Source organism: Streptomyces diastatochromogenes (assembly GCF_002242805.1).
Lineage (GTDB): Bacteria > Actinomycetota > Actinomycetes > Streptomycetales > Streptomycetaceae > Streptomyces > Streptomyces diastatochromogenes.
This window is the reverse complement of record NZ_MCGQ01000007.1, coordinates 444,624-460,044: the sequence shown is the minus strand read 5'-3', so window position 1 is coordinate 460,044 and position 15,421 is coordinate 444,624. Positions and strand designations below refer to the sequence as shown.

Sequence of the window (15,421 nt, the reverse complement as noted above, 5' to 3'; positions counted from 1 at the left end):
TCGGGCCGGAAGAAAGGGACGCTCAGGCGGGTCGGACCACGCTGTGGATGATCGATTCGCCGGCGTAGTAGATCGACTCCTCACGGACGTACGCGCCGGGCTTGGGGGCGTGGATCATCATGCCGTTGCCTATGTAGATGCCGACGTGGCTGATGTCGTCGTAGAAGAAGATCAGGTCGCCCGGCTTCGCGTCGGCGAGGGAGACCGTGGTTCCCACGTCGACCTGGTCGTAGGTGGTGCGCGGGAGCGTGACGCCGGCGGCCTTCCAGGCGGCCTGGGTGAGACCGGAGCAGTCGTACGAGCCGGGTCCGGTGGCGCCCCACACGTACGGCTTTCCGATCTGGGCGCGCGCGAAGGAGATCGCCTTCTCGGCCTTGGTGGCGTACGTCCCGCCGGACGTCGACGAGCCGCCGGACGTGGACGAGCCGCCCGACGACGAACCGCTGTCCTGCTGGGCCTGCGCCTGCGCCTCTGCCGCCTGCTGCTTCGCCAGCTCCGCGGCCTTCCGCGCGGCCTCCTGCTGCTTCTGCCGCTCGATCGCCGCCAGCCGGGCCTTCTCCTCGGCCGTCAGCTGGGACAGCAGTGTGCGCGCGGAGGCGAGTTTCTTCTGGACGGTGGCCTTGGCGGTCTGCAGTTCGTTCTGCGACTCGGACAGCGTCTGGAGGCTCTTGGCGGCCTCCTGCCGCTTCTTCATGGTCGCGGCCTGCTCGGTGACGTAGTCGTCGACGGCGCTCTTCTGCCGCGAGGTCAGCCGGTTCATCAGCTGGCTCTCGTCGAAGTAGTCCTGGGGACTGTCCGCGAGCAGGAAGGTGGCGGTGTCGGGTGTACTGGCCCCGGTGCGGTACTGGGCGGCGGCGAACGAGCCCAGCTCCTCGCGGGCCTTGTTCAGCCGGGCGGTCCGCCGGGCGACCTCCTCGCGCAGGGAGTCGATGTGGTTGCGCTGCTTGCCGGTCTGCTCCTTGGCGGCGTTGTACTTCTCGGTCGCCGACTCCGCCTGGCGGTAGAGGTCGTCGACCTTCTTCTCGACCTCCTCCAGGCTCGGCTTCCCATCGGCCGGGGGAGCGGCGTCGGCCGTCTGGGACAGCACGGCCACGGAGGTGAGGGCGGCGGTGGCGAGGACGGGGGTGCGGAGACCTGCTCCGCGGGTGCCCGCGGGGCGCGGCTTGCGGTGCGACGCCAAGGGAGGCGACTCCTTCCATGTGCCGCCTACCGGGTTAGCTGTCGGGTTCGGGCGGTCGGAAGGTTTGCCCTACGGCTCTCGTCCCGGGCGGGACGTGTGCCGATTCACCCCAAGGTTCGGTGGGTCCCCGGCTCCGGGCGCCGTGCAGGGGCGCGCCGGACTCGGCGGAGGCCGCGCGGCTCGGCGACGTTCGCCGGAAGGGGGCGTGCGGCCCGATCGGCAACCTAGCCAACTGGTGTGACTCGTGTGAAGGTTGGTGCACTATATGTCCGATACATTTTCGTGACCTGGAGGTGGGACCGCTCCCGTGTCACGGGGCGATTCCGCTGCGTGAGGGGCTGTTGGCGTCCAGGTCGCGCTCGTCCGCCCCTCCCGGAAACCGGCCATGGTTTCCGGGACGGCGACCGGTTGTCGGTGCGGCACCCTAGACTCGGAGAGCGATGAGCAGCCTCTTTGACGACAGCTTCCTGGCGGACCTCCAGACCCCTCGCGGGCACGAGGAGGAGCCCCCGCCGCCGCCCGAGGACGATCACGCTCCGGAGCCGCTTCCGGACGATCTGTTCGGCGGGAAGTTCGACGCGCCGCCGGACCGGGACGCGTACTACCGCGACGGCGCCCCGCGCCCGGCGCTCGACGCGGCCGCGCTCCTGGAGGGGCTGAACGAGAACCAGCGCGCCGCGGTCGCCCACGCCGGCTCCCCGCTGCTCATCGTCGCCGGCGCCGGCTCCGGCAAGACCCGCGTGCTCACCCACCGCATCGCCCACCTGCTCGCCGAGCGGCAGGTGCACCCGGGCCAGATCCTCGCCATCACCTTCACCAACAAGGCCGCGGGCGAGATGAAGGAGCGCGTCGAGCAGCTCGTCGGCCCGCGCGCGAACGCGATGTGGGTCATGACCTTCCACAGCGCGTGCGTACGGATCCTGCGCCGCGAGTCGAAGAGGCTCGGCTTCACGTCGAGCTTCTCCATCTACGACGCCGCCGACAGCAAGCGCCTGATGGCTCTGGTCTGCCGCGACCTGGACCTCGACCCCAAGCGCTTCCCGCCCAAGTCCTTCAGCGCCAAGATCAGCAACCTCAAGAACGAGCTGATCGACGAGGAGGACTTCGCCGCCCAGGCCACCGACGGCTTCGAGAAGACCCTCGCCCAGGCCTACGCGCTCTACCAGTCACGGCTGCGCGAGGCCAACGCGCTCGACTTCGACGACCTGATCATGACGACGGTCAACCTGCTGCGCGCCTTCCCGGACGTCGCCGAGCACTACCGCCGCCGCTTCCGGCACGTCCTGGTCGACGAGTACCAGGACACCAACCACGCCCAGTACGCCCTGGTGCGCGAGCTGGTCGGCACCGGCGCACGCGCCGACGAATCCGACGTACCGCCCGGCGAGGCCGACCTCCCGCCCGCCGAACTGTGCGTCGTGGGTGACGCGGACCAGTCGATCTACGCCTTCCGCGGCGCGACCATCCGCAACATCCTCCAGTTCGAGGAGGACTACCCGAACGCGACGACGATCCTGCTGGAGCAGAACTACCGCTCCACGCAGACGATCCTGTCCGCCGCCAACGCGGTCATCGAGCGCAACGAGTCCCGCCGCCCGAAGAACCTGTGGACCAACGCCGGTCAGGGCGCCGGGATCACCGGCTACGTCGCCGACACCGAGCACGACGAGGCCCAGTTCGTCGCCGACGAGATAGACCGTCTCACCGACGCGGGCGAGGCGAAGGCCGGGGACGTCGCCGTCTTCTACCGCACCAACGCGCAGTCCCGTGTCTTCGAAGAGGTCTTCATCCGCGTCGGCCTGCCCTACAAGGTCGTCGGCGGCGTCCGCTTCTACGAGCGCAAGGAGGTCCGGGACGTCCTGGCCTACCTGCGTGTCCTCGCCAACCCCGAGGACTCGGTGCCGCTGCGCCGCATCCTCAACGTCCCCAAGCGGGGCATCGGCGAGCGTGCCGAGGCGATGATCGACGCGCTCTCCCAGCGCGAGAAGATCAGCTTCCCCCAGGCGCTGAAGCGCGTGGACGAGGCGTACGGCATGGCCGCGCGGTCGACGAACGCCGTCAAGCGGTTCAACGTGCTGATGGAGGACCTCCGCACGATCGTCGAGTCCGGCGCCGGACCGGCCACGGTCCTGGAGGCCATACTCGAACGCACCGGCTACCTGGCCGAGTTGCAGGCCTCGACCGACCCGCAGGACGAGACCCGCATCGAGAACCTCCAGGAACTCGCGGCCGTGGCCCTGGAGTTCGAGCAGGAACGTGCCGAAGGCGAGGCCGGCACGCTCGCCGACTTCCTGGAGCAGGTGGCGCTGGTCGCCGACTCCGACCAGATCCCCGACGAGGACGAGGCAGGCTCCGGCGTCATCACCCTGATGACCCTGCACACCGCCAAGGGCCTGGAGTTCCCGGTCGTCTTCCTGACCGGCATGGAGGACGGCGTCTTCCCGCACATGCGCGCCCTCGGCCAGACCAAGGAGCTGGAGGAGGAGCGGCGCCTGGCGTACGTCGGCATCACGCGCGCGCGAGAGCGGCTCTACCTCACCCGGTCGGCGATGCGCAGCGCCTGGGGGCAGCCGTCGTACAACCCGCCCTCCCGCTTCCTGGAGGAGATCCCGCCCGCCCATGTGGAGTGGAAGCGGACGGGGGCTGCCGCGCCGGTGTCCTCCGGGCCGGCCTCCGGGATCGCGGCCTCGCTCTCCTCGTCCCGCTCCCGCTCGTCGGCGGCGGGCGCGTCCGGGTTCGCCACCCGGCGGGCCTCCGAGAAGCCGGTGGCGTCCCTGGCCGTCGGCGACCGGGTCACCCACGACCAGTTCGGGCTCGGCACGGTCGTCGCGGTGTCGGGCGTGGAGGACAAGGCCCAGGCGACGATCGACTTCGGGGACGGAAAGCCGAAGCGGCTGCTGCTGCGGTACGCGCCGGTGGAGAAGCTGTAGCCGGACGAAAAAAGCCCCGCCGATCCGGCGGGGCTCATGTCGTGGGGCTCAGGTCGGGTCCAGTCCGTGGCTGCGCAGCCACGGCAGCGGGTCTATGGCCGCTCCGCCCGCCGGCCGTACCTCGAAGTGCAGGTGCGGGCCGGTGGAGTTGCCCGAGTTGCCGGAGTAGGCGACCGGCTGGCCGGCCTTGACGGTCGTACCGGAGGCGACGCGGTAGCTGGAGAGGTGGCAGTACCAGGTCTCCGTGCCGTCCTTCGCCGTCACGATCATCATGTTGCCGTAGGCGCTGTTCCACTTGGTGGAGACGACGCCGTCGGTGGCGGCCATCACCGTGGTGCCGTAGGAGACCGGGAAGTCGATGCCCGTGTGCACGGACATCCAGTTCACACCGGCCTGGCCGAAGTAGGCGCTGAGCCCCCGCTGCATGACCGGCAGCGCGAACTTGGGACGCAGCCGCTCTTTGAGCGCGGCCTCCGCGGCGGCCTTCTTCTGCTGCAGCTCCTGCTGCGCCTTGAGGTCGATGCGCTCCTGCGTCCGGCTGGCCCGGTCGGCGAAGTCGTCGGCGCCGGCGGAGAGGGTCCGCAGCTGGGAGTCCAGCTTGCTGTTGGCGACGGACGGCTTCACCGCGTGCGCGTCCGAGGCGGAGGCGGTGGTGTCCTTGCCGCCGTCGCTCAGGCCGCCGACGGAGGCGGCGGCGATCCCCGCGACCCCCATCACACAGGCCGAGGGCACGGCGACGGTCAGCAGCGCGGAGCGCTTGGGGGGCGTACGGCGCCGGGAACGCGCCGCACTGCGGGAGCCCGCACGGGGCGCCGGGACCGGGGTGGCCTCTTCCTGGTCGTCGAGCAGGGACGGTACGGCGGGCAGCTCGCCCGTCGCGCCCAACTCGCCGTTCGCGTCGGGTGTTTCGGTGAAATCGCCGATTTCGCCGTGCTCGCCCGGTTCGCCGTAGGGGGCGTCCTCGTACGACAACTGCTCGAAGGCGCCGGTCGCCTGCACGTCGCCGACCTGCTCGAACGTGGCCGTGGCCTGCTGGTCGAACGGTTCGGCAAGCTGCTCGTGCGGCACGGCCGCGTTGTCGGAGTTCCACTGCGTGGCGTCGTACGCGCCCGTGTCGAACGCCTGGGTGCCCCACTCCCACTGCTGGGTGGGGTCGGCGCCGGCGGACCGGTCGGGCTGGAGCCAGGCGCTCGCGTCCCACTGCCCGCTGATGTCGTTCCCGGTGGACTGCGCGGGGACCGACCAGGCGGTGGTGTCGTACACGCCCGAGTCGTAGGCGGCGTGGTGCTGGGCCGCGTACGGGTCCTGGTTCAGGGGCTGGTGGGTGCCGGTCTGCCACTGTGTGGTGTCGTAGGCGCCGGTGTGCTGCTCGTGGCCCGGGAGGCTGCCGAAGAGCGGGTCGGTGGCGAAGGCTCCGGTGCCGGTGGCGCCGCCCGCAAAACCGGTGGCGTCGTAGCCGCCGTACGTGGTGAGGTCGTCGTACTGGGCTTCCTGGGCCCCGTAGTGCGCGTAGTGCGCGGCGGAGGCGTCGGAAGCCGGGGCCGGGGTGGTCATGATCCCCGACGGGTGACGGTCGTTCACCAACTTCTCTTTCGCCTCGACAACAGGGGCTGCCAGAGCAGTGCGGCGACTGTACCCGGCGGTACGTGGGCGCGACAATCTTCGGCTGGTTTCGCGTTGGCCGGAAACGGGCAATCGGCCGTGTTTTGGCGGACGACGGACACGAGTTTGGCCTTGTGTTCGAAGAGTGTTCGATGTCAGGTGACCGTGCGTCACCTGTGGACCGGCTGTCGGGCCGCCGTCAGGCCACTGTCAGGCCGCCGCTGAGCGGTTCCTCGGGGAGGGTGTTGTCGAGGGCCTCGCGTATCCCGGCCGCCACCGCGGGGTGCACCGGCAGTGCGAGATGCCCGATCCCGGTCACCCGGACGTTCAGGGCGTCCAGGTCGGGGTGGTCGATGCAGGCCGTCTCCGGCGGATCCATCACGGAGTCGAGGTCGCTCCAGAAGCTGACGAACCGTGTCCGGCAGCCCGGCGCGGGCCGGGTCAGCTCCTCGATCACCTCGGAGCCGGGCCGCATCTGGCGCACGATCGGATGGGCGTTGGCCAGCGGTACGGCCCTGGTGCCGGAGTGCGGGGTGCCCAGGGTGACCAGCGTGCGCACCCGCAGGTCGCCGCCCAGGCACTGGACGTAATAACGGGCGATCAGGCCGCCGAGGCTGTGCCCCACGATGTCGACCTGGCCGCTCCCGGTGCGGTCGCAGATCTCCTCGATGTGCCGCCCCAGCAGCTCGGCCGCGATGCGTATGTCGCAGGTCAACGGAGAGTAGTTGAGCGATTCGACGCGCTGCCTTCCGTTCCGGGCGAGGTTGCGGCGCAGCAGGACGAAGACCGAGCGGTTGTCGATGAAGCCGTGCAGCAGGACGACCGGTGGTCCGGGCCGGCCGGGCAGCCGGGTGGCGCCGTCCTGGGCGGGGAGTACGGGGGAGCGGTGCTCCTGGGTGAGGCCGGTCGGATACAGCAGCAGGTGACCGGCCAGGATCGCGGCCTCGAGCGCGGTCGCCTTGAGGAGAGTCACGGACAGCTCGGCCAGATCGACCAGTCTGCCGGGCCACAGGCGCCGGCAGAGCGGGAGGAAGAGTGGCAGTACCCCGGTGACCTTCATGGGCCGACCTCCTGTCGGCGCACGGGGAGACGGCTCGATCCCCCGTACGCCCTCATGTCCCACCGTGTGATTTCCCCCTCGCTCCGCACCGTAAAACCGCCGGTTGCGGGATGCTGGAGATAACGTTCGTTCACTTCCCGACGGGTGGCGGAACGTGCCAGATATGCGGTACTTGTCGGTACGGACGGAAGCGGTCGCTTCCACGGTCGCTTGATGGAGGCAGTGATGGGTGTGGCAGCCGGTCCGATCCGCGTGGTGGTCGCCAAGCCGGGGCTCGACGGCCACGATCGCGGTGCCAAGGTCATCGCGCGGGCGCTGCGCGACGCCGGTATGGAGGTCATCTACACCGGCCTTCACCAGACGCCGGAACAGATCGTCGACACCGCCATCCAGGAGGACGCCGACGCGATCGGCCTGTCCATCCTCTCGGGCGCCCACAACACCCTCTTCGCCGCCGTCATCGACCTCCTCAAGGAGCGTGAGGCCGAGGACATCCTCGTCTTCGGCGGCGGCATCATCCCGGAGGAGGACATTCCGCCGCTGAAGGAGAAGGGCGTCGCGGCCATCTTCACCCCGGGCGCGACGACCACGGCGATCGTGGAGTGGGTACGGGAGAACGCGGGTCAGTCGGCTGCCTCCGGGGGCTGAGTCCCCGCGCCGGACGGGCTGGTCTCGCTCAACTCCGTGGCCATCGCCGCCCGCAACCGCAACGTGCTCACCAGGCGCTGGAACGCCTCCGCCCAGTAGCCCCCGGCCCCGGGCGACGCGTCCTCGCGCTCGTCCGGTATCGCCAGCAGGCCGTCCAGGCGCGCCGCCTCGGCCGGGTCCAGGCAGCGCTCGGCCAGGCCCATCACCCCGCTGAAGCTCCAGGGGTAACTGCCCGCGTCCCGGGCGATGTCGAGGGCGTCCACCACGGCCCGGCCGAGCGGGGCGGCCCAGGGGATCCCGCACACCCCGAGCAGCTGGAACGCCTCCGACAGGCCATGGGTCGCGATGAATCCCGCCACCCACTCGGCCCGTTCCCCATCCTGCAGCGCGGCCAGCAGCTTCGCCCGCTCCGCGAGCGACACCGCCCCGGGCCCGCCGGCCTCCGGGGCCGAGGGGACGCCGAGCAGCGCCCTCGACCACGCGGCGTCCCGCTGCCGCACCGCCGCCCGGCACCAGGCCGCGTGCAGTTCGCCCTGCCAGCCGTCGGCCACCGGCAGCGCCACGATCTGCTCCGGAGTACGTCCGCCCAGCCGCCCCGGCCACGTGCCGAGCGGTGCCGCCTCCACCAACTGGCCCAGCCACCAAGACCGTTCGCCTCTGCCCGCGGGAGGTCTGGCCACCACGCCGTCCCGCTCCATGCCCCGGTCGCACTCCGGGGGCGCCTCCACGACGATCGTGGGCGAGTCCCCCGTGCGGTCGACGGCCACGCAGGCCGTGGCCCGCACCGCCATCCGCGCGGCGAGCGCCGAGCCCGGCAGCGCGGACAGCAGCTCCGCCGCCGTCGCCCGGACGTTGCGGCTGCGGTCGCCCAGGGCCTGCTCCAGGAACGGCTCGTCCTCGGCGGACAGGCCCGTGCGCAGCGCGTCGAGGAACATCAGCCGGTCCTCGGCCCGTTCCGTCGCCCAGGTCGCGGTCAGCAGCTCCCGGGCGGGGGCCGGCGTATGGGCGCGCAGGGCGGACAGCAGGGCGACCCGCTCGGCGAACAGGCCCTCCTGCCACAGCCGTTGCACCGCCTCGCCGTCCTCGGAGTCGGGCAGCGCCGCTCCGCCGCCCGGTGCCGAGCGCAGGGCGAACCGCCAGTCCGAGTTGAGCCGGGCCAGCCACAGCGCCCGCGGCCCAGCGAACTCCAGCGCGGCCGGCCGCAGGTCCGTACGGCCCCGGGCGGCGTCCAGCAGCGCGGGCAGTGCCTGCGGGGGTGCCGCGTACCCGTGGGCGTTGGCCGCCGCGAGCCACTGCGGGAGCAGCTCCATGAGGTCCGGTGAGCTGCCCCGCCGGCCACCGCCTCCCCCGCCGGAACGGTCGGCCAGCAGCAGCGCCAGCCTGCGCGCGGCGGCGGCGGGCAGCGCCGGACGCGTGTCCTCGGGAGCGGGTACCGGCCGCCGCGCGGCCGCCGCGGGCCGCAGCCCCGCCCGCCGCCGCAGGGTGACCACGGCGGCGGCGTCCAGCAGGGCCACGGGTGCTTCCCGCCCGGGCACCGCCGCCGCCGGAGGGCGCCGGTCGGTGCCGAGGAGGGCGCTGGTGACGAGGTCTTCCCAGGAGGGTGGGGCCAGGGCCAGGGCCAGGGCCTGACCGGTCGGCTCGGTTGAGGATCCGTTCATCACGTTCCCTTCTCTTCGTGTCCCTCGGTGGTCGGGCCGGTCAGCACAGCGTCACCGGGGCGCCCGGGCCCTCGGGCCATGCCGTCAGCGGGGTGAAACCGCGGTGGCCGCACTCGCCGAAGACCTTGACGGGGGCGCCGCCGGAGAGGGCGACCAGGCGCCACAGACCCGGGCGGGAGCGGGCGGACGGGGTGAGCGGGAGTGCCGAGTCCGCTTCGGCGTCGGCCAGTTGCCAGGCGCCCGGTTCCGAGTCCGGCGTCGGTATGACGCGGTCCAGCGTGACCGGGACCGAGTCCAGCCAGGGGTCCTCGCGCAGGGCGTCGCCGTAGCGGGCCGCCGCCTGGGCCGTGGTCACGCCCGGCGGGCGCAGCGCGGCGGGCGCGGGCGGGGCGTGCTGCTCGCCCAGGGCCGCCCGCACCTGTCCGGCGCCGGGGAACACGGACAGCTCGGCCTCCAGCGCCAGACCGACCGGCAGTGACAGCTCCGGTGCCCGGCCGGCCGCGCCGTAGGAGAGGAGCAGCCGGGTGTGGCCCGACTCGGCGCCGTGCAGCCAGATCCGGCGCGTCGTCAGTTTCGGGTCGACCGTGTCGTACTGGGCGAGGACCAGCCAGCGGTCGCGCACCGGCGGGCCGTCCGCCGCGGCGGGCAGGCCGAGCCGGGAGCGGACGGTGGCCGCGAGGGCGTCCGGCAGCCGGTCACGGCGCAGCCAGCCCTGGTCGAGGAGGTGCAGCAGGGCGCACTCCTCCAGCAGGCGGGCCGGCCAGCCCGGGCCGGATGCGGGTATCGCCCCCAACTCCCGCACCCGAGACGCCAGTCCGGGGGCCTGTGCGTCGACCATGCGGGCCGCTGTCTCGTCCCACAGCCCGTACCCCTCCTGTTCCGCCGAGGCCAGGCCGCCGCGCAGCAGGTCGGCGAGGCGCTGCTCCAGCTCCGTCGTGCCCGCCGTGACCCGCTCGGCCCGGCGCTCCGCCCGGCGCCGCGCCGCCTCCGGATCAGCGGAGCCGGGTGCGGAACTCCCGCCGCCCTCCGCCCGTTTGCTCTCCGTACGCTTGCGTCTGCCCGAGAGCCACTGCTCGGCCCACTCCGGCGGCTCGGCCACGGCCGGCACCGCGCCGTCCCCCTCCGCCCACAGCAGCAACAGCCCGAGCGCGTGCTTGCACGGAAACTTCCGGCTCGGGCAACTGCACTTGTACGCGGGCCCGGCCGCGTCCGCGAGGTCCACCACCGTCTGGTACGGCCTGCTGCCACTGCCCTTGCACAGCCCCCACACCGTCCCCTCTCCGCTGCCCGACTCGGACCACGGCCCGGCCGTACCCAGCTTGCTTCCCGCTTTGCGTGACGCGGCGTCAGGCGCCAGTGCCAGCACCTGCTCCGCGGTCCAGCGCACCCCCTGCTCAGTCATGCCACCGACGGTAGATCCCCCCACTGACAATCGGCCCTGCGAGCGTATTTGTGCAGGTCACGGCGATTGTCAGTGGCGTGGTGCACGGTGGATGCCAGACCGAACCGGCCGAGCTGGAGGGGGCCTCAGCCATGACTGTGTCCGTGGAACCGACGTCCGTCGAAGCGAGTGGGAGCAAGGATCCGCAGGCGTTGCGACCGCACGCCGAGCACGCCTTCGCCGCCGAACTCACCGCGCTGGCCGCCCAGGACGACCGTCCGCGCCCGGCCCGCTGGAAACTGTCGCCGTGGGCGGTGGCGACCTATCTGCTCGGCGGCACCCTGCCGGACGGCACGGTGATCACACCGAAGTACGTGGGCCCGCGCCGTATCGTCGAGGTCGCCGTCACCACCCTCGCCACCGACCGCGCCCTGCTGCTGCTCGGCGTGCCCGGCACGGCGAAGACCTGGGTGTCGGAGCACCTGGCGGCCGCCGTCAGCGGCGACTCGACGCTGCTGGTGCAGGGCACGGCCGGCACGCCTGAGGAGGCGATCCGCTACGGCTGGAACTACGCGCAGCTGCTCACGCACGGCCCCAGCCGCGACGCCCTCGTGCCCAGCCCCGTCATGCGGGCCATGTCCGAGGGCATGACGGCCCGGGTGGAGGAGCTGACCCGCATCCCGGCCGACGTACAGGACACGCTGATCACGATCCTGTCCGAGAAGACCCTGCCGATACCGGAGCTGGGCCAGGAGGTGCAGGCGGTCCGCGGCTTCAACCTCATCGCCACCGCCAACGACCGCGACCGCGGCGTCAACGACCTCTCCAGCGCGCTGCGCCGCCGCTTCAACACCGTGGTGCTGCCGCTGCCGGAGAGCGCCGACGCCGAGGTCGACATCGTCTCGCGCCGCGTCGAGCAGATCGGCCGCTCTCTCGACCTGCCCGCCGTGCCCGACGGCGTCGAGGAGATCCACCGGGTCGTGACGGTCTTCCGCGAACTGCGCGACGGGATCACCGCCGACGGCCGGACGAAGCTGAAGTCGCCGAGCGGCACGCTGTCCACCGCCGAGGCGATCTCCGTCGTCACCAACGGTCTCGCTCTGGCAGCCCACTTCGGTGACGGCGTGCTGCGCCCGGGCGACGTCGCCGCCGGCATCCTCGGTGCCGTTGTCCGCGACCCGGCGGCCGACCGTGTCATCTGGCAGGAGTACCTGGAGACGGTCGTCCGCGAGCGCGACGGCTGGAAGGACTTCTACCGGGCCTGCCGGGAGGTGAGCGTATGAGCGACGACACCACATGGGGCAAGGCCCATGCCTCGGGGCCGCTGCTGCTCGGCGTGCGGCACCACGGGCCCGGCTCCGCGCGCGCGGTGCGCGCAGCCCTGGAGGCCGCCCGGCCCGGCGTCGTACTGATCGAGGGGCCGCCCGAGGCCGACGCGCTGATCCCGCTCGCCGCCGACCCGGACATGCGGCCCCCGGTCGCCCTGCTCGGCCACGCCGTGGACGAGCCCGGCCGCTCGGCGTTCTGGCCGCTGGCCGAGTTCAGCCCCGAGTGGGTGGCGATCCGCTGGGCCCTCGAACAGGGCGTCCCGGCCCGCTTCATCGACCTGCCCGCCACACACACGCTGGCGTGGGACACCGAGCCGGAGGCGCCGTCCGACGAGGACGACGAGGACGGCGCGGACGACGAGGACGCCCCGGACACCGAGGGCGAGCCGGGCGCTGTGCGGGACCTGCGCGTCGACCCCCTCGCCGTGCTCGCCGAGACCGCCGGGTACGACGATCCCGAGCGCTGGTGGGAGGACGTCGTCGAGCACCGTGGCCCGGGGCGGCGGGACCCGTTCGCGCCGTTCGCCGCGCTGGAGGAGGCCATGACGGCGCTGCGGGAGCGGTACGGCGTCGGCGGGCGGCCCCGCGACCTGGTGCGGGAGGCCCACATGAGGCTCCAGGTGCGGGCCGCCCGCAAGGAGTTCGGGGACGCGGTGGCCGTGGTGTGCGGGGCGTGGCACGTGCCCGCGCTGCGGGAGAAGGCCGCCGTCACGGCGGACCGGGCGCTGCTGAAGGGGCTGCCCAAGGTCAAGGCGGACCTCACCTGGGTGCCGTGGACGCACCGCAGGCTGGCCCGGTCGAGCGGGTACGGCGCCGGCATCGACTCGCCGGGCTGGTACGGGCACCTGTTCCGGGCGCCGGACCGGCCGGTCGAGCGGTGGCTGACCAAGGTGGCGGGGCTGCTGCGCGAGGAGGACCGGATCGTCTCCTCCGCGCACGTCATCGAGGCGGTGCGGCTCGCCGAGACGCTCGCGGCCATGCGCGGCCGTCCGCTGCCCGGCCTGAGCGAGACCACCGACGCCGTGCGCGCGGTGATGTGCGACGGCTCGGACGTGCCGCTGGCGCTGGTGCACGACCGGCTGGTGGTCGGGGACGTGCTGGGGGAGGTGCCGGAGGCGGCGCCCGCGGTGCCCTTGCAGCGCGACCTGGCCCGGGAGCAGCGCCGGCTGCGGATCAAACCGGAGGCGCTGGAGCGCGAGCTGGAACTGGACCTGCGCAAGGAGACCGACGCCGGCCGCAGCAGACTTCTGCACCGGTTGCGGCTGCTCGGCGTCGGCTGGGGCGAGCCTGCCGTGTCGCGGGGGAGTACGGGCACCTTCCGGGAGACCTGGCGGCTGCGCTGGGAGCCGGAGTTGTCGGTGCGGGTCGCCGAGGCGGGGGTGTGGGGGACGACCGTGCTCGCCGCGGCCACGGCCAGGGCCGAGGCGGACGCGGTCGGCGCGGGCGCCCTCGCCGAGGTCACCGCGCTCGCTGAACAGTGCCTGCTCGCCGGGCTGCCGGACGCGCTGCCCCTGGTGATGCGGGTGCTCGCCGACCGGGCGGCCCTCGACACGGACGTCGGCCACCTCGCCCAGGCGCTGCCCGCGCTGGTCCGCTCCCTGCGCTACGGCGATGTGCGCGGCACCGACACCGGCGCGCTGGCCGGTGTCGCGGCCGGCCTCGCCGAGCGGGTCTTCGTCGGCCTCCCGCCGGCCTGCGCCGCCCTGGACACAGACGCGGCGGAGGAGATGCGCGGCCATGTCGACGCCGTGCACGGTGCCGTGGGCCTCCTGGCGGAGACCCTGATCGGCACGTCGGACACCGGCCAGCGGGACCTGCGCGGCCGCTGGCGCTCCGTGCTGCGGACCCTGGCCCTGCGGGACACCGTGCCCGGTGTCCTACGGGGGCGGGCCGTGCGGCTGCTGCTGGACGACGGCGAGCTGGGGCCCGAGGAGGCGGCCCGGCTGATGGGTCTGGTGCTCTCGCCGGGGACACCGCCCGCCGACGCGGCCGCCTGGATCGAGGGCTTCGTCGGCGGCGGGGGCGGCATGCTGCTGGTGCACGACGAGCGGCTGCTCGGGCTGGTCGACACCTGGCTGACCGGGGTGCCCGCGGAGGCGTTCACGGACGTACTGCCGCTGCTGCGGCGCACGTTCTCGGCGTACGAGCCGGGCGTGCGCAGAACCCTCGGCGAACTGGTGCGGCGCGGGCCCGGAAAGAACACCGGCCCGACGACCCCGGCGGCCGGGCTGCCCGGCTTCGCCGCCGAACCGGACACCGGGCGCGCCGACGCCGTGCTGCCGGTGGTGCGGCTGCTGCTCGGCCTGGACGAGGTGCGGGAACACGAGGCAACTCACGACAACAGCCTTACGGGGGTGGGCGCATGACGACCGAGACAACACCTGCCGAGACCGGCGACCCCGCGCACGAGCGGCTGCGGCGCTGGCGGCTGGTGCTCGGCGGCGACCAGGCCGACGGCACCGGATGCGCCCTGTCCGGCCGGGACGCGGCGATGGACGGAACGCTCACCGCGCTGTACGGCAAGGGGGACAGACCGCAGACCGGGCGGGACCGTTCGGCGGGGCTCGGTGCCTCGGCGCCGTCCGTGGCGCGCTGGCTCGGGGACATCCGCACCTACTTCCCCTCCTCCGTCGTCCAGGTCATGCAGCGCGACGCCATCGACCGGCTCGGGCTGGCCGCGCTGCTGCTGGAGCCGGAGATGCTGGAGGCGGTGGAGGCCGACGTGCACCTGGTCGGCACGCTGCTCTCGCTCAACAAGGCGATGCCGGAGACGACGAAGGAGACGGCACGGGCGGTCGTGCGCAAGGTGGTCGAGGACCTGGAGAAGCGGCTCGCCACCCGCACCCGGGCCACCCTCACCGGCGCCCTGGACCGCAGCGCGCGCATCAGCCGGCCGCGCCACCACGACATCGACTGGAACCGCACCATCGCGGCCAACCTCAAGCACTACCTGCCCGAGTACCGCACGATCGTGCCGGAGCGGCTCATCGGGTACGGGCGGGCCGCGCAGTCCGTGAAGAAGGAGGTCATCCTCTGCATCGACCAGTCGGGGTCGATGGCGGCGTCCGTGGTCTACGCGTCCGTGTTCGGGGCGGTGCTCGCCTCCATGCGGTCGATCAGCACCCGGCTGGTCGTCTTCGACACGGCGGTCGTGGATCTCACCGACCAGCTGGACGACCCGGTCGACGTCCTCTTCGGCACCCAGCTCGGCGGCGGCACGGACATCAACCGGGCGCTGGCCTACTGCCAGTCGCAGATCACCCGGCCCGCCGAGACGGTGGTCGTGCTGATCAGCGACCTCTACGAGGGCGGCATCCGCAACGAGATGCTCAAGCGGGTCGCGGCCATGAAGGCGTCCGGGGTGCAGTTCGTGGCCCTGCTCGCGCTGTCGGACGAGGGAGCGCCCGCCTACGACCGTGAGCACGCGGCCGCGCTCGGGGCGCTCGGCGCACCGGCCTTCGCCTGCACGCCGGACCTGTTCCCGGAGGTGATGGCGGCGGCGATCGAGAAGCGCCCGCTGCCCATACCGGACACCGCGTGACGCCGGGCGAGAAAAGGGACATGACTACCCATCGGTAATAGGGGGTTGCGTCACCTCGGGCCGACCGTGCGAGGATCGATGTCGCCGCCTCCC

The 15,421-nt window shown here is 72.8% G+C and carries 10 protein-coding genes and 1 riboswitch; of the genes, 5 read left to right on the top strand and 5 right to left on the bottom strand.

Annotated elements, in window-relative coordinates:
- Window positions 1-22: 22 nt before the first annotated feature.
- Window positions 23-1,180, bottom strand: coding sequence for a C40 family peptidase (locus BEK98_RS06590; RefSeq protein WP_094215437.1), 1,158 nt, complete (start codon window positions 1,178-1,180; stop codon window positions 23-25).
- An 8-nt stretch (window positions 1,181-1,188) separates the two neighbouring features.
- Window positions 1,189-1,357: riboswitch (cyclic di-AMP (ydaO/yuaA leader) on the bottom strand.
- Window positions 1,358-1,620: 263 nt separating this feature from the next.
- Here BEK98_RS06590 and pcrA point away from each other — a divergent pair.
- Window positions 1,621-4,110: a DNA helicase PcrA gene (gene pcrA, locus BEK98_RS06585; protein WP_094215436.1), complete on the top strand. Its 2,490-nt coding sequence runs from the start codon at window positions 1,621-1,623 to the stop codon at window positions 4,108-4,110.
- A gap of 48 nt (window positions 4,111-4,158) precedes the next feature.
- Here pcrA and BEK98_RS06580 read toward each other — a convergent pair whose 3' ends face one another.
- Together BEK98_RS06580 and BEK98_RS06575 are read right to left on the bottom strand one after the other, a co-directional pair.
- Window positions 4,159-5,691 (bottom strand): M23 family metallopeptidase, encoded by a 1,533-nt coding sequence (locus BEK98_RS06580; protein WP_094215435.1) that lies wholly within the window; start codon window positions 5,689-5,691, stop codon window positions 4,159-4,161.
- A gap of 220 nt (window positions 5,692-5,911) precedes the next feature.
- The gene (locus tag BEK98_RS06575; protein ID WP_094215434.1) at window positions 5,912-6,772 is read right to left on the bottom strand and encodes an esterase/lipase family protein; all 861 of its coding nucleotides are present in this window, start codon (window positions 6,770-6,772) and stop codon (window positions 5,912-5,914) included.
- A gap of 225 nt (window positions 6,773-6,997) precedes the next feature.
- Between BEK98_RS06575 and icmB the strand changes: the two genes are divergently transcribed.
- Window positions 6,998-7,420, top strand: a complete 423-nt coding sequence (gene icmB, locus BEK98_RS06570; RefSeq protein ID WP_094215433.1) for a coenzyme B12-dependent isobutyryl CoA mutase small subunit — start codon at window positions 6,998-7,000, stop codon at window positions 7,418-7,420.
- Here the strand turns inward: icmB and BEK98_RS06565 are convergent.
- A complete protein-coding gene (locus tag BEK98_RS06565; protein WP_094215432.1) occupies window positions 7,396-9,078 on the bottom strand; it encodes a DUF5691 domain-containing protein in 1,683 nt (560 codons plus the stop codon). The two genes, icmB and BEK98_RS06565, sit on opposite strands and share 25 nt — an antisense overlap.
- A 40-nt stretch (window positions 9,079-9,118) precedes the next feature.
- Window positions 9,119-10,480 carry an SWIM zinc finger family protein gene (locus tag BEK98_RS06560; protein WP_094215431.1) on the bottom strand — a complete coding sequence of 454 codons (1,362 nt, stop codon included), beginning with the start codon at window positions 10,478-10,480 and terminating at the stop codon, window positions 9,119-9,121.
- 131 nt (window positions 10,481-10,611) lie between these two features.
- On the opposite strand from BEK98_RS06560, the gene BEK98_RS06555 reads away from it, so the two are divergent.
- Genes BEK98_RS06555 through BEK98_RS06545 form a run of 3 tightly spaced genes read left to right on the top strand, consistent with a single transcriptional unit; the run spans window position 10,612 to window position 15,328 of the window.
- Window positions 10,612-11,742 carry an ATP-binding protein gene (locus BEK98_RS06555; protein ID WP_094215430.1) on the top strand — a complete coding sequence of 377 codons (1,131 nt, stop codon included), beginning with the start codon at window positions 10,612-10,614 and terminating at the stop codon, window positions 11,740-11,742.
- Window positions 11,739-14,153, top strand: coding sequence for a DUF5682 family protein (locus tag BEK98_RS06550; protein WP_094215429.1), 2,415 nt, complete (start codon window positions 11,739-11,741; stop codon window positions 14,151-14,153). The genes BEK98_RS06555 and BEK98_RS06550 overlap by 4 nt, the downstream gene beginning before the upstream one ends.
- Entirely contained in the window at window positions 14,150-15,328 is a 1,179-nt protein-coding gene (locus tag BEK98_RS06545) for a VWA domain-containing protein (protein WP_094215428.1), read from the top strand. Before BEK98_RS06550 ends, BEK98_RS06545 begins: the two co-directional genes overlap by 4 nt.
- Window positions 15,329-15,421: the final 93 nt, after the last annotated feature.